This window comes from Ferrovibrio sp., from assembly GCF_046297895.1.
Taxonomy (GTDB): domain Bacteria; phylum Pseudomonadota; class Alphaproteobacteria; order Ferrovibrionales; family Ferrovibrionaceae; genus Ferrovibrio.
Genome location: NZ_JBKBHC010000001.1, coordinates 250,195 through 268,995, shown reverse-complemented (window position 1 = coordinate 268,995; position 18,801 = coordinate 250,195). Strand labels below are relative to the sequence as shown.

The following is an 18,801-nucleotide window of genomic DNA, read 5'->3' as shown; positions in this document are numbered from 1 at the left end:
CCGGAGAAAATGGAGGGGCGCGTGGCCGAAACAGGGCAGGAAATCACGACCTTAGCGGTCGTTGGAGCCGGTGCGATGGGGCGTGGGATTGCCCAGGTCGGCATGATGGGCGGCATGGCCGTGCTGCTATATGACACCGCCGCTGGCGCGGCCGCCAAAGCGAAGGATGCCATCCTGGCCCAGCTCGATCAGATGGCTGCCAAGGGGCGGCTGGATCCGGCTGCCGCGGAGGCGGCGAAACAGCGCCTGACCGTAGTCGACGACCTGGGGGCGTTTTCACCTGCCGATCTGGTGATCGAGGCCATCGTCGAGAATCTGGCCGTAAAGCAGGAGGTTTTTCGCAAGATTGAGGCCGTCGTAAGGCCGGACTGCCTGCTGACCTCCAACACCTCGTCGCTGCGCATCGCCAGCATCGCCAGTGCCTGCCAGCACCGCAGCCGCATCGCCGGCATGCATTTCTTCAACCCGGTTCCGTTGATGAAGCTTGTCGAGGTCATTCGTGCGCCAGCCACCAGCGATGAAACCGTGGCCATGCTGGTCCGCGCCGGCGAGCGGATGGGGCGTGTACCTGTGGTGGTGCAGGATAGTCCGGGCTTCCTGGTCAACCTGGGTGGCCGTGCCTATACACAGGAAGCCTTGCGTATCGTGTCCGAAGGCGTGGCGACCCCGGCACAAGTGGACGCCGTGATGCGGGACAACTGGGGTTTCCGCATGGGGCCATTCGAATTGATGGACCTGACAGGGATCGATGTCAATTTTCCGGTCAGCCAGATCATTCACGAGGGCTATTTCTACGACCGTCGCTTGGCAACAACGCCGCTGCATCAGTCGCTGCGCGAAAGCGGCCAGCTTGGCCGCAAGACCAGGCAGGGTTTCTTCGCTTACGGCGAGGACGGCAAGGCGCAGGTACCATCGGCGGATGCCACCAGCGCCGCAGCGCCTGCGAACCGTGTGATGCTGGCCCAGGAAGACGAGGCACTGGGCGAGCTGCTGCGCGGCCTGGGCCTGGAGGTCAGTGGCTTCGATGACGGTGAAAGCGCCATGCTCTGCGCCCCGCTGGGCGAGGATTGCTCCACGTATGCCGCGAGACTGCGGCTGGATCACCGCCGATTGTTTGCTCTCGACATTGCGGGCAAGCTCGACAGGCGCGTCACGTTGATGCGGCCACCTGGCGCACGCCGCGACCTGCTGGATGGGCTGACAGCTCGGTTTCACGCTTCAGGGCGCGCCGTTACGGCGATACATGACAGCCCAGGCTTCATCGGCCAGCGCATTGCCGCCATGGTGGCCAATCTTGGCTGCGAAATGGCGCAGATCGGCGTGGCGAGCCCAGATGATATCGACAAGGCGATGACGCTGGGCCTCAACTATCCGTTCGGGCCGCTGGCACTTGCCGATGCCATGGGGGTTGAAGCCGTGCATACGGTACTGACCCAGCTGCAGGCAATTACCGGTGACGACCGCTATCGCCCGAGTCTGTGGCTGCGTCGACGCGCACTGCTTGGACTGTCGGCGCTGACCGAGGACTGAAGCCGTCAGCCCAGCAGACGCACAAAAGGCATCGGCCGGTCGAACCCTTTCAGTTCGGCTGCTTCCTGGCGCAGATTGCGCCCGAGCAGCAATGGCGCGACGGCCGGGTCGTCCGCCAAAGTCTGGGACAGGATCACTTCGCCGCCGCGGCAGCGTCCCTGAAGGCGTGCCGCCAGATTAACCGTGCTGCCGAAATAATCCAGTCGGTCGTTCAGGTTGACGGCGATGCAGCGTCCGCCGTGCAGCCCCATCTTCAGTACAATGGCGACGTCGACGGCATCTCCCTCAGCCGCGGTTTCGGCGCGATAGCCGGCATTGAACCCCCCGATCCGGTCGCGGATTTCCAAGGCGGCCTGTACCGCATGCTCCGGCGTCGAAAAGGCGGCCATCACGGCATCTCCGATGGTTTTTACGAGGGCGCCGTCATGTTCTCGGATGGTGGCGGCAAGAAATCCGAAGTGGCGGCGCACCAGGCGATATGCTGCGCCGTCGCCCAGACGTTCGTACAGGGCCGTCGATCCCTCCAGGTCGGTGAACATCAGCGTGACATTATCGATCCCGACATCCTCGCCGGGGCGCAGGACCTGGGCCGGCAGAAGATCGCGGAAGGCCTGCATGGTGGTGACTTCATGCGCCGTGAGAGCATCGCGCCGCCAGTCCCGCGTTTCTATAACGAAAGTCAATGTCCGGTTGGTGCGATTGTGGAAGACGATCCCGCCAATGGCGCGGCCCGGCTCGGTGCTGACGGCGAAGGCGGGGGCCGCACTGGCTTCTGCGATCACGGCCGGGAAGGCGCCGCCATCATGCTGGATGATGCATTCTCCGCCGGGTTCCAGTGTACGCAGGCGGTATTCGCCAGCGGCCATCTGTGCTGTGACCATGCGCTGTTCGCCGGGTTGCAGAATCTGTTGTACCAGAATATGGCGCGAGACATGGGGGCCGCCCATGCAGAACTCGCCTTCCGCAATGCTGCGGATGCTTGGCGCCGGGCTGAAGCTGATTTCGACATTGCTGGTAAAGTCGCCGTCGTAACTGATGTTACAGGACGGGCAATGGGCTTTGCGCGGCAGCTGATCGAGGCTTGCGGCCCCTGCCTTGGCGCCGCCACAGCGCGGGCATAGCAGATTCCATGACAAACCAAGCATGCCGACACGGGTCGCCTCCAGGCAGAGTTCCACCGCATGCCGCAGGGGAACCTGCCATTCCCGCGCCAGCTTGCGAGGACGTATGCGTACCAGATCGACCTCCTGGGCTGTTTCGATATGCTCCGCCAGCTTTCCTTCCAGTCCGTGGGCATATGGCGTTGCAGACACCTGCCGTGCAAGCGTGGCAAGGCGCAGGCGTTGCTCCGGATTGGCCGGCGGTGGGGTGTAGGCGAAGGGCTGGCCGGCTTCGCCCCTGACGAAGGCCGCGGCATGCTGCACCATCTCTTCCAACCCCTTGCCGATCTTGTCCAGCATGCCGGTGGCGAACAGCACATGCCCAACCACGCCATGCGGAGCGGCGCTCAGGCGATAGGTTATCCTGCTGCCGCCATCGGGGGTGGCTTCCAGTTTCATCGTCGGTGCGAGGAATTCCAATGGCCCGCGACGGAAGACGCGACGCTGCCGGAATTCGCGTTCGGCTATCCATTCAAAGGGCGGATCGTCCCATTCCACCGTCACGCCCTTGTATACGGCGCGGGCCTGGCGCTTCACCGAACCGTCAGGCTGGGCGATTTCGTTCACGGCATAGCGGGGCGTGCCGGCAGCCTCATTGAAGCGGGCCGTGTCGGAGAGATAGGGCCAGAGCGCGGCAGGCGATGCCGCAACCTCCCAGACCCAGACGCGGTCATGATGACGTGGCATGCGCAGGATTCCTGCCAAAAAAGGTAGCGCATTGCCGGTCACGGCAAGGGGGGTGCGGTATTAATTCACCGATGGAGTGATGACGGATTTAGTTTGCCGCAGGAGCTGGCGAGCGGCCAGGTGGCGGCTCCACAACGGTGGGTTCCGGCTGTTCCGACTCCTGCATGTCTGCCTGCATGCCTACGGGTGCGACGGCAAGCTGCGGCGGGTTGCGCCGGCCGGGCGGTGTCATCGGCATCCTTGGATCCGCCAGCGGGCGCGGCGGCGCGGGCAGGGCGCGACCCTCGAGAGAATAGGGATCGGGTTCGCCATAGCAGTCCACCCCGCCAAGGGTCTTGAAACACCATACCTCCTGGCGATCAGTCGGCTTGTAATTGCTGACGCAGTAACTGCCGTCGCTGATCATATTCAGCGGATTGCAGGTCACATCCAGGCGGCGTTCGATCCTGGTCTTGACCAGTTCGACGCCAACGCCAAGGGCAAGTCCCTGTGTCGCCGGGGTCAGGTTGCTTCGCTCATCCGCGCAGGCGGCAAGCAGGGGAAGCAGCAAAACGATGCAGATTGCGGAACGCATGGCAATTCTCCTGCGTGACACCCAAGGGACACCGCTCAGCCATTCTAGCTGGGTCCATTATTGCCCGGATGGCAGTCAATATACAGTTAAGTGATATGGTTAACTGGCAGCCGGCAAGCGAATTCTGAAGGTCGTGCCCAGTGGCCCGGTGCGTGCCAGTTCAAGCTCGCCGCCATGCGCGCGTACCAATTCGCGGGCAATGGCCAGTCCCAGGCCCGTGCCGCCGTTCCGGCTGCCGCGGAAGGGTTCGAAGAGATGGTCGCTCACTTCATTATTCAGGCCAGAGCCGGTATCGGCGATCTCGATCACCGCTTCCCTGCCGCTGATTGCGGCCGCCACACGCAGGTCTCCACCTTCCGGCATGGCCTGGATAGCGTTGCGCATCAGATTATTCAGCACGCGGTACAGGTGTTCCGCATCGGCCGGCAGGGTAAGATCGGACGGAACCGCATTATGCCACCGGATTGTGCTGCCCTCGGCCAGGCCAAGGGCGGCGGCGACATCTTCCACAAAGCTGCGCAGGGCTATGTTTTCAGGTTCTGGTGCACGTTCTTCAGCCTTGCCGTAGCGCAGGGTCTGCGCGCACAGTGCGATGGCGCGATCCACCGCACCGACCAGTCGCGGTGCCACCTGGCGCACGGTGGGATCTTCGGAAGCTGCCAGGCGATCCGAGACCAATTGGGCGGAAGCCAACATGTTGCGCAGGTCATGGCTGATCTTGCTGACAGCGATGCCAAGCTGGGCCAGGCGCGCGCGTTGGGTCAGGGCATGGCGCAACTCCTGCTGCATCACCTGCAATTCGCGTTCGGCCAGACCCAGTTCGTCCCGACGGGCCGTGGGGCGGATGATCTGCCGCACATCCTCGGGCGCAGCGCGGAAACCGACGATACTGTTGATCAGTCGTTGCATCGGCCGCACCAGCAACCATTGCAGGCTCAGATAAACGAGGCCGGCGGTAACCAGTGAAATAAGCAGCGACAGCGAAAAAATCCGCCATGAAAAATCGCGCAAAGCTTCGGTCAGCGGAGCGGTAGGCAGTACCAGTTCGATCCGAGTCTTTGGGTCGCGCGGCGAGGGGCCTACCACGCGGATATAGCGGTCGGCATTGCCTGACAGTGTGGAAACGGCATCGACGATGGCTTCCCACCACATCCAGTTCGACAGGTCTACGGGCTTGCCGAGCATTGGCAATTCCTGACGGTCGCTCAGGATCAGGGCATTCGACTCCAGACGACGCATCGCCACCAGCTTGCCGCCCACATTCCGCAGCAGTTCGTCTTCCAGTTCGGCGCTGACCATGCCGTTCGGGGCGGCCAGCAGGGCCAGGGCGGCTTGGTCGGCCAGTTCGATGCGCGCCTCCAGATAGCTGATGCGGAATCGCGCCATAGAGGGCAGATAGATCAGAATCTCGGCGACCATGACGAACAGGATCGTCAGCAGCAGCAGCCGGCTCGACAGGCTGACGGCGCCAACGGCCTGTTGCGGCGCTGCGGCCGATCCATCATGCAGGGGCGGAGTATCCATGCCGATATTATAAGCCGGGGCTCAATCGAAGCGGGCGAGAAACTGCACGATTCCCCGGGTGATAGGGGAGAGCAGTCTGGGTCGATAGAAGTCGCCCGCCGCCTGTTTGCTTGCCTCGCCGCGATTCGGGTAGGGCACGGCAAGGGCCTGGATGGCGCCGACGCCCAGGCCTTTCTGCATGGCCAGAATCCATGGCTGGATCAGGCCGCCGGCTTCCGGGCCCGCTATGGCGGCACCCAGTATCCGTCCGCGTGGGGATATGATCGCCTTCAGCAGGCCGTCCCCGCGGCCTTCTGTCCTGGCGCGGTCGTTTTCGGCGAAAGACCTGCGCAGGATCGTGATCCGGCCATGCCGGGCACGGGCCTCGGTCTCGTTCAGGCCCACGGCGGCCAGTTCGGGATCGCCATGGATTACCCGTGGCATCAGGCTGTGATCCGCTGTTGCGGGCAGGCGAAACAGGACATTCTTCAGCACCACGCCGGCATGATAGCCGGCAGTATGGGTGAACGGGCTGAGGCCCGTGGCATCGCCAACGGCAAAGACGCGTTTGTTGCTGCTGCGCAGTCGACGGTCGACGATCACGCCGCGGGCATCTGAGGCGATGTCGGCTCGGGGCAGGTCGAGCGAGTCGAGATTGGGTTGGCGGCCGGTGACGACCAGCAGATGGGAACCGGCGATCCGCTCGATCCGGCCATCGGCGTAACGCAGGGTCAGCACGATCCCGGAGACAGTGTTCTCGACCAGCGTCACCTCGGTCTGCTCGTGCAGTAAGACGCCCTCTTCGCGCAGGGCATTGACCAGCAGGCCGCTCAGTTCGGCATCTTCGCGGGCCAGGCACGTGAGGCGCTCGATCAGGGTGACCTTCACGCCGAGGCGGCGAAAGGCCTGCGCCAGTTCGATGCCGATCGCGCCGCCACCGAGAATCATGAGGTGTATGGGGGGCTGGTCCAGATCGAAGATCGTTTCGTTTGTCAGATACCGAACCGCTTCCAGCCCCGGGATTGGTGGGATGGCGGGGCGCGAGCCCGTTGCGATCACGATGCGACGTGCGCGGATCGTCGTTGCGCCGGCCTGCAGCAGGTCGGGGCCCACAAAGCGGGCTTCGGCACGCAATACGGTGGCGCCCAGTGCGGCAAAGCGCTCCGCAGAGTCATGCGGCGCGACCGCGGCAATGGTGTTCTTCACATGGCGCATCACCGCTGCGAAGTCGATTTCAGGTTCGTTGTAGCGGATGCCCATCCCGGATGCGTGGCGCCAGGAAACGGCATGCCGTGCCGCTGCGATCAGCGCCTTGGAAGGGATGCATCCGTAATTCAGGCAGTCGCCGCCCATGCGGCCACGCTCGATCAAGACGGTCCGCGCACCCATCAGCGCGGCTCCGGCCGCGACCGACAAGCCACCTGAACCCGCACCAATCACGGCGATATCGCAGTCAATGCGCTCTGCCATGCCCTCACTCCCGCCGATTGCGCCGCCGCTTCAGCCAGATGGGCAGCAAAGACAGCAGGGCCAGAAGAGTCAAGGCGATCAGGATTTCCGGTATGAAGATATCTGCGGCCTCTATGCTGCCGGATTGTGCGAGCGTGGCATTCAGGCCGTGGCCCAGATAGCTGAAAGCGAAGGTGGCCGGAAGAATCCCGACGGCCGTGGCAAGGGCATAGGAGCCAAGTGGAAGGCCGAAAACCGCCGGCGCGATATTGACCAGCCAGAACGGAAAGGCCGGCACCAGGCGAAGAAACAGCAGGTAATGGAATCCGTTGCGCCTTAATTCGTGCTCCAATGCCGCTAGCCGAGATCCGGCCTTGCGGTGCAGGACGCCGGCAAGGCTGTTGCCCATTGCCACGCGGACGGCAAGGAAGACCGCCACGGCGCCCAGGGTAGCCCCCGTTGCCGTACAGAACGTTCCGAGCCAGGGACCAAAAAGAAAGCCCCCCGCGAGCGTGACGAGGCTGGCGACAGGCAGGGAAAAGGCAACCACCAGTGCATAGAAAAGGATGTAGCCGACTACGGCCTCGATCGGGTGTGCATTCGTCCACAGGCGCAGCCCGGACTGTCTGGCCCGCAAGGTGGTGAGGTCGAAATGCCGGTCGAGATCCAGGGCCAGGAACAGGGCCAGGCCGAGGATCAGCAGTAGTAGCGGAAAAAGCCGTTGGACCTGCATGCGGGTTGGTTTGCGATCTAACCGATCCCGGCTCGACCGGCCGGATCACCAGAGCCTTGTTTTTGCCCCAATCTGGCAGCAAAGGGAGTAAAATGCATCCAAGTCGGGTCAACAGACGGATTCGACTCACCGAAACGTGACCCCGCCTCCCGGGCGCCTTATCGATCCGCATATGCTCATGCTCCATTCAGCCCAAACCATATTCCGCAAAGCGGGGACTTTCGGCCTCCTGGTTGGCCTTGTCTTTGCTGCCCTGTCCGCATTGCCGCCCATAAGCATTCTGCCGGCACAAGCGCAGACCGCCGCATCCGCGGGAGCAATCGGCTCGCGCAAGCCGACGGACTGGGACGCGGCCCTGGCCGGCATTACGCGCCAGTTGCGTGATCCCCGCATGGATGACGAGGGTTTCGTCGAGCTGCGCGCGGCGCTGGACCGGCTGCGCGTGGCGGCAACCGAAGAACGCGATCAGTTCAAGCAGGCGGCCGCGGCGGCGCAGATCCAACTCGATGCCCTCGGTCCGGCACCCGCCGCCGGCCAGCCGCGCGAATCGGCAGCGATAGCTGATTCGCGCCGGCAGCTTTCGGCCCGGCTGCAGACCGTACAGGATGGCGTCAAGCAAGCCGAACTGGCGCTCGCCAGGATCATCGCCATGCAGGATGAGGTTGCCGCTGAGGCGCGCCAGCAGTTTACCCGACAGTTGATATATCGGGGCGCCTCGCCGGTTAGCCAGTCGTTCTGGCGCGAAGGCCTGGCCGATCTCGTTGCCGCTGCCGCAGTGGTGCGGACTGCGCCGCAGGAATGGTGGGATGCCAGCGACAACCGGCGGGCAGGCAGCACCACCCTGATGCAAATGGCTCTTGTTGCCTTGCTGTCCGTAGTCTTGGTCATCCCGATGCAGCGCTGGCTGCATCGCCATCACGGCGTTCGTCCCGACATGCAGGAGCCGTCTGCGGCGCGGCGTACCGTGGCGGCCTTCACAGAACTGTTGAATCGCACCGCGATCCCCCTGACGGTGCTATGGACCGCCTATGGCGTGGTTGCAGGCAATGGCTGGGCCAGCGGTCTGGTCGGACTTTTGTTGCACGCGCTGATGCAGGCGCTCAGCCTGGCCCTGCTGGCCCATGGCCTGGTCTATGCCATCCTCGAGCCGCGTTATCCAGCCTGGGCCGTGATCAAGCTGCCGCAGCCGCAACGCGACAACCTGCTCAACCGCGCAACGGTATTCGCGGTGGGCATCGTGCTTCTGAGCATACTGGTTGCGCCCTCCCGTTCGCCTGATTTCGGTGCGGCCGGGCGCGACCTCGTGATCGCCGCGGTGGCCCTGTTCCTGGGCCTGGTCAATCTTGGATTTGCCGATCCCCGGCTCTGGCGCTCTGTCGGGCAGGATTTACAGCCGATCCGCCTGTTGGCCGGCGCCGTATTCGCCTTGAACCTGGTCGCGCTGGCGGCGATCCTGCTGGGCTATTACAGCTTCGCAGCATTCCTGTCCTTTGCCTTGCTTTGCTCAGCCCTGGCCCTGGCCGCCTACAGTGTTGTGCGCACGGCGATCCGCGATGGCCTGAGCAGTCTGGCCGACAGTCCCGATAGCCGACTGCAATCCTGGCGCAAGGCACTCGGCCTGAGCGGCCCGATGAGTACCACGACCCAGATTTTCCTTGGCCTGCTGATCGATGTCTTTCTGTTCCTGCTTCTGCTGATCGCCCTGGCGCTGGCCTGGGGCATGAGCGGCGCCACGCTGATCGCTTACACTCTGGAACTGTTTTATGGCGTGACCATCGGCCCGGTCACCATATCGCTGGGCAACATCCTGGGCGCCGTGATGGTGCTGGTGATCGGCATCGGGGTCACGCGGTTGTTGAGTGGCGGACTCAATGTCCGGCTGGAGCAGCAGAGCGGTATAGACCCCGGCGTGCGCAATTCCATGGTCACGGGCCTGACCTATGCCGGCTATCTGCTGGCCGGCGTAGCCGCCATAGGTGCGGTGGGCCTCGATCTGTCGAACTTGGCGATTATTGCCGGCGCGTTGTCGGTCGGTATCGGCTTCGGCCTGCAGAATATCGTGAACAATTTCGTTTCCGGCCTGATTCTCCTGATTGAACGGCCGGTAAAGGTCGGAGACTGGGTAGTGGTAGGCGACCGTGAGGGGTATGTCCGTCGCATCAATGTGCGGTCGACCGAAATCGAAACCTTCCCGCGCGCCTCGGTGATCATCCCGAATTCCGACCTGATCTCCAGTCCGGTGATGAACTGGACGCATCGCAACCGTCTCGGGCGGGTGGATATCAATATCGGCCTGGCCTATGGCACTGATGCGGAAAAGGCCCGCGATGTCTTGCTGGATTGCCTGAGCAAGCATCCGGAAATCCTGAGTATCCCGGCGCCCATGGTCATCTTCCGCGATTTCGGTGACAGCGCCCTGGTATTTGCCTTGCGTGGCTTCATTGCCGATGTGGAGCGCCGCATGGCGATCGAGAGTGACCTTCGTTTTGCCATCTACAAGGCCTGTAAGGCGAATGGCATCGAAATTCCCTATGCCCAGAGCGATGTGCATCTGGCCGATATCGATCGCCTGGAAAAAATGGTGCTGGCCCTGGCCGGCAACAAAAAACCGGCCGCGGACTAGCCGCGGCCGGTCAAAGCGATGTCGGCTTGTATCAATTCGGCCGCGGCAGATCGAACAGCAGGATTTCGGCGCCCTCGATCGATGCGATCTCCAGCTTGCCCTCACCCACCAGAGCCACGCCATCGCGCGTCTGCACCTCGTTGCCATTCAGCGTGACCTTGCCGTCGGCCACCACCAGATAGGCCATGCGGCTTTCCGGCATCTCGAAGTTCATGCTGGCGCCTTTGTCGATCAGGGCGCCATACAGCGTTGCATCCTGATGGATCAGCAGCGTGCCGGGATTTGCATCCAGTACAGGCTGTTCACCCGAGGCAAGCGGCACCAGGCGGTTGGCGCGGTCGCCCTTGGGGAACTGGGCTTGGTCCCAGCGCGGCTTCAACCGTGCCTGGCGCGGTTCGATCCAGATCTGGAACAGATGGGTCAGTTCATCCTCGGCATTCCATTCCGAATGCATGATGCCTGTGCCCGCCGACATCACCTGCACATCGCCGGCCGGGGTGCGACCCTTGTTGCCGAGTGAGTCCTCGTGACTGATGGCGCCCTTGCGAACATAGGTGATGATTTCCATGTCGCGGTGGCCATGCATCGGGAAGCCCGACTGAGGCAGGATTTCGTCGTCGTTCCACACGCGCAGCGGCCCGAAGCCGAAGCCCATCGGCGCGGCGACACCAGAGAAGTTGAAGTGGAACCGGCTGTTCAGCCAGTCGATCTGCATACGACCAAGGCGGTCGAACGGAATGACATGGATCACGATAGCCTCCATCGGATGCGGCGGCCCGCAGGCCGCCGGTCCGGAGATAGATGTTACGCCTTAAGCTTGGCGGCAATACCCGCCACATGCTTGCCCTGGAAGCGGGCTGTCTTCAACTCGACGTCGGTCGGCTGGCGGCTGCCATCCGCACCGGCGACAGTGCCGGCGCCAAGCGGCGAGCCACCCTTCACCGCGCTCACATCCATGGTTTCAGGGATGGCATAGGGCAGGCCGACAATCACCATGCCGTGATGCAGCAGGGTGGTGTGGAAACTGCTGGCCGTGGTTTCGTTGCCGCCGCCGGTGCCGGTCGAGACGAACACGCTGCCGACCTTGCCGACCAGCGCGCCCTTGACCCACAGACCACCGGTCTGGTCGAGGAAGGTGCGCATCTGGCCGCTCATGTTGCCAAAGCGGGTGCCGGTGCCAAAGATGATGGCGTCGTAATCGGCCAGTTCAGCCGGATTGGCGATCGGGGCGGCCTGGTCCCACTTGCCGCCGGCCTTCTTGAAGGCCTCTTCCGGCATGGTTTCCGGCACGCGCTTGACCGTCACCTGGGTTCCGGCCACTTCGCGGGCGCCGGCTGCAACGGCTTCGGCCATTTTCTCCACATGGCCGTACATTGAATGATAGAGCACGAGAACCTTGGTCATTTTCGCCTCCTTGGCGTCTGGGGTGGTTTGGTCTCGCTACCAAATTTAGGTATCGATGAAATAGAAACAATCTTATATTTGGAACATTATTGTTTCTATATAAGGACAATCTGGAAATGGATCATCTAGCGGACCTGGCTGTATTCGCGCGGGTGGTGGAGGCCGGGGGGTTCAGCGCCGCCGCCCAGTCTCTCCGGCTGTCGAAATCGGCCGTGTCAAAGCAGATAGCCCGGCTCGAGCAGCATCTGGGAGCCCAGTTGCTCCAGCGCACCACGCGCCGGCTGTCGCTCACCGAGACCGGGCGCATCGTCCTGGAACATGCGCAGCGGGTGCTGACCGAGGCCGAGGCGGCGGAGGCAGCCGTGCAGAACCTTCAGGCGATGCCGCGCGGCCTGCTGCGGGTGAACCTGCCGATGAGCTTTGGCCTGGCCTATGTCTCGCCGCTGCTGCCCGATCTTCTGGCGCTCTATCCCGAATTGCGCGTCGACCTGACCTTTAACGACCGGCTCGTCGATCTGATGGAGGAGGAGGTCGATGTGGCCATACGCATTGGCAACCTGGCCGATTCCAGCCTGACCGCGCGGCGTCTGGCGCCGGTTCGCCCGATCACCTGCGCGTCCGAAGCCTATCTGCGCAAGGCCGGTGTGCCCCTGAAGCCCGACGACCTGCGTCAGCACGAATGCCTGCTCTACAAATACCTGCCCGAGCCCGATATCTGGCGGTACGAGGGGACGGGCGGACCCTGGGCAGTGCGGGTCGGGGGGCGCCTTCTGGCCAATAACGGCGACGTGCTGCGCGCCGCGGCTGTGGCGGGGCATGGCATCGTGCGGTCGCCCAGCTTCATTGCGGGCCCTGATATCGCGGCCGGTCGGCTGGTGCCGCTGCTGGAGGCTTATGAGCCGCAGCCGCTTGGTATCCATGCCGTATATCCGGCCCAGCGTTTCCTGACCCCAAAGGTGCGCGCCTTTATCGACTTCCTGGCAGACCGCTTTGGGCCGGAACCGCCTTGGGAGTGTGTCCTGGCGGACACAGAGAGAGGAAGTGGCCCTCGTTCCGCATGAACCCGGTTTACGGCCCCTGTTGGCTATGCTATCGAACTGGCGCGACAAGAGGACGCAGTCTCATGACCCGCCAGTGGCGACATCGACGAGTTCGTACCGGCGCACCGGCCCAGCGACGACAGATGCAATCGCATCTGCAATCGCGAAAGCGGTGCGCGGCGGCCGTTTGCGCCTTCTGAAGCAGGGTCATCGTCTCTTAACAGTCCGACCGTTATCAGCTTCTCCGATGAGCGCAAACCGCCGGCCGAACGGACGGAAGGCTCAGGCCGCCCGTCCGCCTGTGGTCTCCGAACTTGTTGCCGGAAGCAAGCTGATGTTCCCCATTCTGCCAGAGCGGCCCTCTGACGCCGTCCAGATCGATACCCTGCTCGACCTCGCCTTCGGTTCCGAGCGGACCAAGAAAACCGTCTATCGGCTGCGCGAGAATATCGCGCATCTCAAGCCGCTTGCCTTCGTCGTGCGCGACGAGGACGGCATCGTGCTCGGCTCGATCCGTTACTGGCCGGTCGCCATTGGCGACCAGGCGGCGCCGGCGATCATGCTGGGGCCCGTCGCCGTGCATCCCGATTATCAGGGCCAGGGCATCGGCCGGGCCCTGATTAGGCACAGCCTGTATGCCGCGACAAGGCTCGGCCACCGGATCTGCATCCTGGTCGGCGACAAGCCCTATTACGAACCTTTCGGCTTCGTGAATGCGGCCGACCGGGGACTCGAGATGCCGGGCTGGGTCGAACGCGAGCGGTTCCAGGTGATGGAACTGGCCGCCGGAGCGCTGAAAGGCGTTTCGGGCATGGTGGGCAAGCCGCCGCGCGGCAGGCGCAAGGCGGCCTGACGATGGCGCGCGCCGTTATCGCCTGCGATGACCGCGTCGTACTGCTGCTGGACAGCATCACCGAAATCAGGCCGGAGGATGCCGGGCAGATCGTGGTGGCGGGAAGCCATGGCGGCGGCAGCGCCGTGCGCTATGCATTGGGCATTCCATTACGCGGCTGCTTCTTCAATGACGCCGGAATCGGCAAAGAGCAGGCGGGTATCAGCGGCTTGACGCTGCTGAGCTGCCCCACGCTGGCCTATGGGCATGCCAGCGCACGTATCGGCGATGCAGCCGATGCCTGGCAGAATGGCGTTGTTTCTGCGCTCAGTCCCACTGCCGAGGGTGCCGGATTGCATACGGGAATGACGGTGCAGGCCGCCGTACGGGTATTGCTGCGCCGCTAGCGGCTCTCGCGCCGCCACATGAACATCAGCGAGGCCAGCAAGGCGGCCAGAAGGGCCAATGGCAGGACCAGCGGCGTGACGCTCAACCCGGTCACCACGTAATCGTTCTGGCGATACAAGCCGATCCAGTTGCGACCGCCGGCCTCGCGCGCAGCGGTGCGATTCGGTTTGTCGATCATGCGGATATCCGGCAGCCCGTCGCGCAGCCAGCGCACGCTGCCGCTGCTGGCATCCGCCAGCGGCTTGAGCAAGGCCGGCGTGGCACGCGGATCGGCGAATTCGCGCGGATTGATCGCCCCCACGGTGGCCACGGTTTCCCGGTCGCCATCACGGATGCGGTAGATGCCGGGCTGCTCGACGGTCAGCGCATTGCTGGCCAGGCCGTTGCCGCGCTCCTCCAGCGTCAGTTTGGTTTCGCTGCCGTCGGGCCGTATCACGGTCACGGCTTCGCTGCTTTCCCGCAGGCTGCGGCGTTCGATCTCGATGCGATTGCCGCGCGCCTCGGCGCGCAGGGCTTCTTCCTCGAGATCCGGCTCCTTCATCAGCCAGTGCGCCAGCCGGCGCAACAGCTCGCCCTGGGGGCCGCCGCCCTCGAAGCCGCGCGACCACAGCCAGACGTGATCGGAATAGAACTGCGCCACGCGACCCTTCTCGATGCGATCCAGCACCAGCAGCGGTTCGCGGTTCGGCGTTTCCAGCACGCTGTTTCCGCGCATGACATCCACATTGATGACACGAAACCAGCGGCTCCAGCTTGGATTGCCGCTTTCACCCACCGAACCGGGCAGGCTCGCCGTCACGGGGTGGCGGCGACCCAGGTCGCTCAGGCGAGCCTGGAACGGCTCGGTCCGCACGGTACCGGTCGGGCGACCGGGGAAGATGTCGGCCAACGGCGTGCGATACAGGCTCAGCGGCGTGGCATAGGCCGGTCCCGACACTTCAAGGAAGGCCCCGCCACGCGCCACGTAATTGGCGATGTTCTCGAAATACGATGTCGGCAGGATCCCGCGCCTGCGGTAACGGTCGAAGATGATCAGGTCGAACTCGCTCAGTTTGAGTTCGAACAATTCGCGGATCGGGAAGGCGATCAGCGACAGCTCGCGGATCGGGGTGCCGTCCTGCTTGTCGGGCGGCCTGAGAATCGTGAAATGGACCAGGTCGACATTGGGATCGGCCTTCAGCAGGTTGCGCCAGACCCGTTCGCCCGCATGGGCCTCGCCCGTCACCAGCAGCACGCGCAGGCGATCACGCACTCCATTCACCGAAAGCGCCACACGGTTGTTCAGCGGTGTAAGTTCCCCCGTTACCGGCAGGACCTCGAATTCCAGCAGGCTGCGGCCGGCGCGGGGCAGCTTGAACGGAATCGATATGTCGCGGCCAACCGGCACCGAAAGGGTCCGTTCGCCAACCTCCTGCTGCCGGAAACGCAACTCGGCCATCTCGCCGGGCGCTGCGCCGGTATCGTCAACGCGCAGGGTGACATTGAGATCCTGATTGACCATGCCGAAGGTGGGGGCGTTCCTTACCACCAGTCGCCGGTCGCGTTCATCGGGCTGGCCGGTCAGCAGCACATGCACCGGCGCGCCGGTCACGTCCTGGGCCGCAGCGATCTCGGGCAAGTCGTGCACCTGGCCATCGGTAACCAGGATGCTGCCGGCCAGCCGATGGCGCGGCAGATCGCTGAGCGCCAGCGTAAGCGCGGAGAATAACCGCGTGCCTTCGTCGCGGTCGGCATTCTCTGCCGACGGCGTGCCACCGCGCACATAGCGAACTTCCAGGTTTTCCAGGGCGCCGAGTCTCTCGCGCAGGGCGGCTTCGGCCTGCTCGGCCTGTTGGCGGCGATCGCCGATCCCCTGGCTCAGGCTTTCATCCACCACCACCACGGCGATGTCGGGCAGGGCCGCGCGTTCCTCGCGCCGCGCGACCGGATTGGCCAGCGCGCCAAGGACCAGCAATGCCACCAGGCTGCGCAACAGAGTGCCGCGCGCCCCGCGCCACAAACCCAGACCGGTAAGGAACAGCGCCATGGCAGCGCAGGCCAGCAGCAGCGGCCAAGGCACAAGCGGCACGAAATCGAAGGTGAAAGCGCTCGTCATCAGTTGCCCAGCCGCTCTAGCAGCGCTGGCACATGCACCTGGTCGGCCTTGTAGTTGCCGGTCAGGGTGTACATCAGCAGGTTGATGCCGAAGCGATAGGCGAATTCACGCTGTCGGGGATTGTTCGGCACGGTCACGGCCAGTGGCCGGCCGTTGGCATCCATCGCCCAAGCGGCGGCATAATCGTGGCTGCCAATCACGATAGAGGTAACGCCATCCTTGTCGCCGCCCGGATTGCGTTCCACCCACAGCGTACCGCCGCTATAGCGGCCGGGGAAGTCCTGAATGAGGTAGAACGCCTTGGTCAGCACGTGATCATCAGGCACCGGCATCAGCGGCGGGATATCGAGCCTGGCCAGAAGCTGGCGCAGCTTGTCGGTATTCGGGCTGGCCGCCGTTCCGCTCAGGCCCATCGCCTGGTCGCGCGTATCGAACAGGATCATGCCGCCGGTCTTCATGAACTGGTCCAGTCGGCGCAACGCGGCATCGGAAAGCTGCGGCTGGGCGGGACTGATCGGCCAGTACAGGAAAGGCAGCAGCGAGATGTCGTCGGCCTCGAGGTTCACGCCCAGCGGTTCGGCCGCCTCGATAGAGGTGCGGCGGTACATCACCTCGGTCAGGCCATACAGGCCGGCGCGACTCATCTGATCGATATCGGCCTGGCCGGTTACCACATAGGCCAGCCGCAGATCGAGCGAGGCCTTGAGGGCGAATTCATCGCCCGCCGGCAGGGTATTCCGGCGCGGCTGCGCTTCGGCACCGGCGGCAAAGACGAGGGACAGCAGCAGCGCTGCAGCGGTGGCTGGACGGCGCAGCCGGGGCAACAGGCCGCGAAGGGCCAAGCCGATCAGCCAGTCGGCCAGGAACAGCAGCAGGGCAGCCGAGAGCAGCCAGGGCAGCAGGCGGGTTTCGCGGCTGGTCTGATCGAGATTGAGCCGCGCGACATCGGCAGGCCAGCGGTCGATCGCCCGCAGAATGGTATCGGCAGTCACGGCATTCAGGGCCTGGCGGCTGTCCAACCGGCCATACCACCCTGGCGGATGGCGCGGGTTGGGCTGGGTGGTTGCCAGGGCGCGTGCGGCCAGTGGCTGCACTGCCGGACCGGGCTCCGCGGAGCGGCCGAAACCGTCGAGCATGGTCAGCGGCGGCAACGGCAGGTCGGCTGCCTCGCCGCTGCCAGCCACGCCCTGCGAAAGGTCGATCACCTTGCGGAGCATCTCGACATAGAATCCGCTCAGCGCCAGGTCGGACCACAGGGTATTGGCCGAGGTATGCACCAGGATGACCCAGCCCTTGCCGCGCTGGGCCGCGGTAACCAACGGTGTGCCGTCTTCCAGCCGCAGCCAGGTCTTGTCGCCCAATTGCGGTTCGGGTTCGGCCAGAACCTGGCGGCTGACGCTGACCTCGCTGGCGCCGCCGAGGCCGTGGAAGGGGCTAGTTTCCGGCGTGGGGCCCAGCCGCTGCGGCTGCGACCAGGATAGGGCTCCGCCAAGCTGCCGCGCACCCTGGCGCAGCCGCACCGGCAGAAGGTCATCGGTGGCTTCCGCCATACGAGGACCGGCAAAGCGCAGCAACACGCCGCCTTTCTCCACCCACTCTCTGAGTTGCCGGCCTTCGCCGCCGACCAGTTGTGCCACGTCGGCCATGATGATCACGGCAAGTTCGCGTTGCAGTAACTCTGACACCGGGGCGTTGCGCAACTCGGCGTAGGGGGTTAGGGCGCGCTCCAGATAGAACAGGTCTCCCAGCAGCGGCTGACGCGTTTCCACCGCACCGCCGGAGACCAGGCCGATCGGCCGGCGTCGCCAGCGGTCGTCCAGCAGTTGCACCGTTCCGGCGGCCGGCTGCTCCTCGATTTCCAGCCGGGACAGCTGATTGCGCAATTCGCTGGGCAGGTCGAGCTTCAGCGTCGCGGTTTCGGCTCCGGCGGCGAAGGACAGGGTCTCGCGCGCCAGGACGCGTCCCTGATCCGTTGCCGCCCTCAGCGTGACGCTGCGGGTGCCATTCGCACCGGCCGGTCGCCGTATCGTGACGGTATCGCCTTGGGTATTTACCGCAGGCGGCAGCAGGGCAAGGGAGAGGTCGTCGCGTCCGGGTTCGATCACGCTGACCCGGCCCAGGCGAAGCAGCCACTCTGCCAGCGTATAGGCGGCTTCGCCCGATTCGTCGTCGCGCAGGCCGTCGCTCAGCCAGATGGTTTCGGCATTTTCGGGCAGGCGGGCCTGGTTGAGAGCCTGCACGGCTGCGGCCCGGTCGCTTGGCCAGGGTTTTGGTTGCAGCGCGGCCACGACCGGCCGCAAGTCGCCCGCCGGCATGAGTTGTCCCGGCTGGATCGTTTCCCTGCCGACTGGCGGAGCGGTGGTGAGCAGCATGGCGGCCCGCCCGTCGCGCTGGGCGCTTTCAAGAATCGCATCGGCACGGCCCAGCCGCTCACGCCAGCGCGGGGTGGCGGTCCAGGCATCATCGATCACAAGCACCAGCGGCCGGTCATCATTTTGACTGGTTTGCGGATTCAGCACCGGTTCAGCCAAGGCCAGGATCACCAGTGCTGCAATGAGCAGGCGCAGCAGCAACAGCCAGAGCGGCGTATGCGCCGGCGTCTCTTCCTTGGGCTTGATCAGCAGCAGCAGTCTCAGGGGGGGGAATGTCACCTGCCTAGGCGTCGGCGGCGTGATGCGCAGCAGCCACCACAGTACCGGCAGGCTGAGCAGGGCGAGCAGCGCCAGCGGAGCGCCGAAGGCGAGACTGCCCAGCGTCAGCATC

14 protein-coding genes are annotated in these 18,801 nt (G+C 64.3%); 5 read left to right on the top strand and 9 right to left on the bottom strand.

The annotated features are described in order from the left end of the window. Positions 1-9 precede the first annotated feature (9 nt). Positions 10-1,530, top strand: a complete 1,521-nt coding sequence (locus tag ACK4FK_RS01280; RefSeq protein ID WP_409740019.1) for a 3-hydroxyacyl-CoA dehydrogenase — start codon at positions 10-12, stop codon at positions 1,528-1,530. 5 nt (positions 1,531-1,535) lie between these two features. Here the strand turns inward: ACK4FK_RS01280 and ACK4FK_RS01275 are convergent, their stop codons facing one another. The 5 genes from ACK4FK_RS01275 to ACK4FK_RS01255 all read right to left on the bottom strand — a co-directional run bounded on the left by ACK4FK_RS01275 (position 1,536) and on the right by ACK4FK_RS01255 (position 7,636). Then, on the bottom strand, positions 1,536-3,377 hold the full coding sequence (locus ACK4FK_RS01275; protein ID WP_409740017.1) for an adenylate/guanylate cyclase domain-containing protein: 1,842 nt from the start codon (positions 3,375-3,377) through the stop codon (positions 1,536-1,538). An 88-nt stretch (positions 3,378-3,465) separates the two neighbouring features. Next, positions 3,466-3,951 (bottom strand): hypothetical protein, encoded by a 486-nt coding sequence (locus ACK4FK_RS01270; RefSeq protein WP_409740014.1) that lies wholly within the window; start codon positions 3,949-3,951, stop codon positions 3,466-3,468. 99 nt (positions 3,952-4,050) lie between these two features. Continuing rightward, complete coding sequence (locus tag ACK4FK_RS01265; protein ID WP_409740012.1) at positions 4,051-5,475, bottom strand: sensor histidine kinase; 1,425 nt, start codon at positions 5,473-5,475, stop codon at positions 4,051-4,053. A gap of 21 nt (positions 5,476-5,496) precedes the next feature. Then, positions 5,497-6,924, bottom strand: a complete 1,428-nt coding sequence (locus ACK4FK_RS01260) for a dihydrolipoyl dehydrogenase family protein (RefSeq protein ID WP_409740011.1) — start codon at positions 6,922-6,924, stop codon at positions 5,497-5,499. A gap of 4 nt (positions 6,925-6,928) precedes the next feature. Further along, positions 6,929-7,636 (bottom strand): TVP38/TMEM64 family protein, encoded by a 708-nt coding sequence (locus tag ACK4FK_RS01255; RefSeq protein ID WP_409740009.1) that lies wholly within the window; start codon positions 7,634-7,636, stop codon positions 6,929-6,931. A 391-nt stretch (positions 7,637-8,027) separates the two neighbouring features. Between ACK4FK_RS01255 and ACK4FK_RS01250 the strand changes: the two genes are divergently transcribed. Beyond that, entirely contained in the window at positions 8,028-10,259 is a 2,232-nt protein-coding gene (locus tag ACK4FK_RS01250; protein ID WP_409740007.1) for a DUF3772 domain-containing protein, read from the top strand. A gap of 31 nt (positions 10,260-10,290) precedes the next feature. Here the strand turns inward: ACK4FK_RS01250 and ACK4FK_RS01245 are convergent, their stop codons facing one another. Both ACK4FK_RS01245 and wrbA read right to left on the bottom strand, forming a co-directional pair. Beyond that, on the bottom strand, positions 10,291-11,010 hold the full coding sequence (locus ACK4FK_RS01245) for a pirin family protein (protein WP_409740004.1): 720 nt from the start codon (positions 11,008-11,010) through the stop codon (positions 10,291-10,293). A 53-nt stretch (positions 11,011-11,063) separates the two neighbouring features. Next, on the bottom strand, positions 11,064-11,663 hold the full coding sequence (gene wrbA / locus ACK4FK_RS01240; protein ID WP_409740001.1) for an NAD(P)H:quinone oxidoreductase: 600 nt from the start codon (positions 11,661-11,663) through the stop codon (positions 11,064-11,066). A gap of 116 nt (positions 11,664-11,779) precedes the next feature. On the opposite strand from wrbA, the gene ACK4FK_RS01235 reads away from it, so the two are divergent. The 3 genes from ACK4FK_RS01235 to ACK4FK_RS01225 all read left to right on the top strand — a co-directional run bounded on the left by ACK4FK_RS01235 (position 11,780) and on the right by ACK4FK_RS01225 (position 13,942). Continuing rightward, entirely contained in the window at positions 11,780-12,724 is a 945-nt protein-coding gene (locus ACK4FK_RS01235; RefSeq protein WP_409739999.1) for a LysR family transcriptional regulator, read from the top strand. A gap of 313 nt (positions 12,725-13,037) precedes the next feature. Beyond that, entirely contained in the window at positions 13,038-13,556 is a 519-nt protein-coding gene (locus ACK4FK_RS01230; RefSeq protein ID WP_409739996.1) for a GNAT family N-acetyltransferase, read from the top strand. Positions 13,557-13,558: 2 nt separating this feature from the next. After that, on the top strand, positions 13,559-13,942 hold the full coding sequence (locus ACK4FK_RS01225; protein ID WP_409739993.1) for a hypothetical protein: 384 nt from the start codon (positions 13,559-13,561) through the stop codon (positions 13,940-13,942). Here the strand turns inward: ACK4FK_RS01225 and ACK4FK_RS01220 are convergent. After that, positions 13,939-16,038 (bottom strand): hypothetical protein, encoded by a 2,100-nt coding sequence (locus tag ACK4FK_RS01220; RefSeq protein ID WP_409739990.1) that lies wholly within the window; start codon positions 16,036-16,038, stop codon positions 13,939-13,941. The two genes, ACK4FK_RS01225 and ACK4FK_RS01220, sit on opposite strands and share 4 nt — an antisense overlap. Next, positions 16,038-18,800 (bottom strand): DUF4159 domain-containing protein, encoded by a 2,763-nt coding sequence (locus ACK4FK_RS01215; protein ID WP_409739987.1) that lies wholly within the window; start codon positions 18,798-18,800, stop codon positions 16,038-16,040. Before ACK4FK_RS01215 ends, ACK4FK_RS01220 begins: the two co-directional genes overlap by 1 nt. Position 18,801 lies beyond the last annotated feature (1 nt).

Bases quoted from the DNA above. Each gene is read 5' to 3' on its own strand.
- ACK4FK_RS01280 (WP_409740019.1), top strand. From the start codon at position 10: ATGGAGGGGCGCGTGGCCGAAACAGGGCAGGAAATCACGACCTTAGCG.
- ACK4FK_RS01275 (WP_409740017.1), bottom strand. From the start codon at position 3,377: ATGCCACGTCATCATGACCGCGTCTGGGTCTGGGAGGTTGCGGCATCG.
- ACK4FK_RS01270 (WP_409740014.1), bottom strand. From the start codon at position 3,951: ATGCGTTCCGCAATCTGCATCGTTTTGCTGCTTCCCCTGCTTGCCGCC.
- ACK4FK_RS01265 (WP_409740012.1), bottom strand. From the start codon at position 5,475: ATGGATACTCCGCCCCTGCATGATGGATCGGCCGCAGCGCCGCAACAG.
- ACK4FK_RS01260 (WP_409740011.1), bottom strand. From the start codon at position 6,924: ATGGCAGAGCGCATTGACTGCGATATCGCCGTGATTGGTGCGGGTTCA.
- ACK4FK_RS01255 (WP_409740009.1), bottom strand. From the start codon at position 7,636: ATGCAGGTCCAACGGCTTTTTCCGCTACTACTGCTGATCCTCGGCCTG.
- ACK4FK_RS01250 (WP_409740007.1), top strand. From the start codon at position 8,028: ATGGATGACGAGGGTTTCGTCGAGCTGCGCGCGGCGCTGGACCGGCTG.
- wrbA (WP_409740001.1), bottom strand. From the start codon at position 11,663: ATGACCAAGGTTCTCGTGCTCTATCATTCAATGTACGGCCATGTGGAG.
- ACK4FK_RS01235 (WP_409739999.1), top strand. From the start codon at position 11,780: ATGGATCATCTAGCGGACCTGGCTGTATTCGCGCGGGTGGTGGAGGCC.
- ACK4FK_RS01230 (WP_409739996.1), top strand. From the start codon at position 13,038: ATGTTCCCCATTCTGCCAGAGCGGCCCTCTGACGCCGTCCAGATCGAT.
- ACK4FK_RS01225 (WP_409739993.1), top strand. From the start codon at position 13,559: ATGGCGCGCGCCGTTATCGCCTGCGATGACCGCGTCGTACTGCTGCTG.
- ACK4FK_RS01220 (WP_409739990.1), bottom strand. From the start codon at position 16,038: ATGACGAGCGCTTTCACCTTCGATTTCGTGCCGCTTGTGCCTTGGCCG.
- ACK4FK_RS01215 (WP_409739987.1), bottom strand. From the start codon at position 18,800: ATGCTGACGCTGGGCAGTCTCGCCTTCGGCGCTCCGCTGGCGCTGCTC.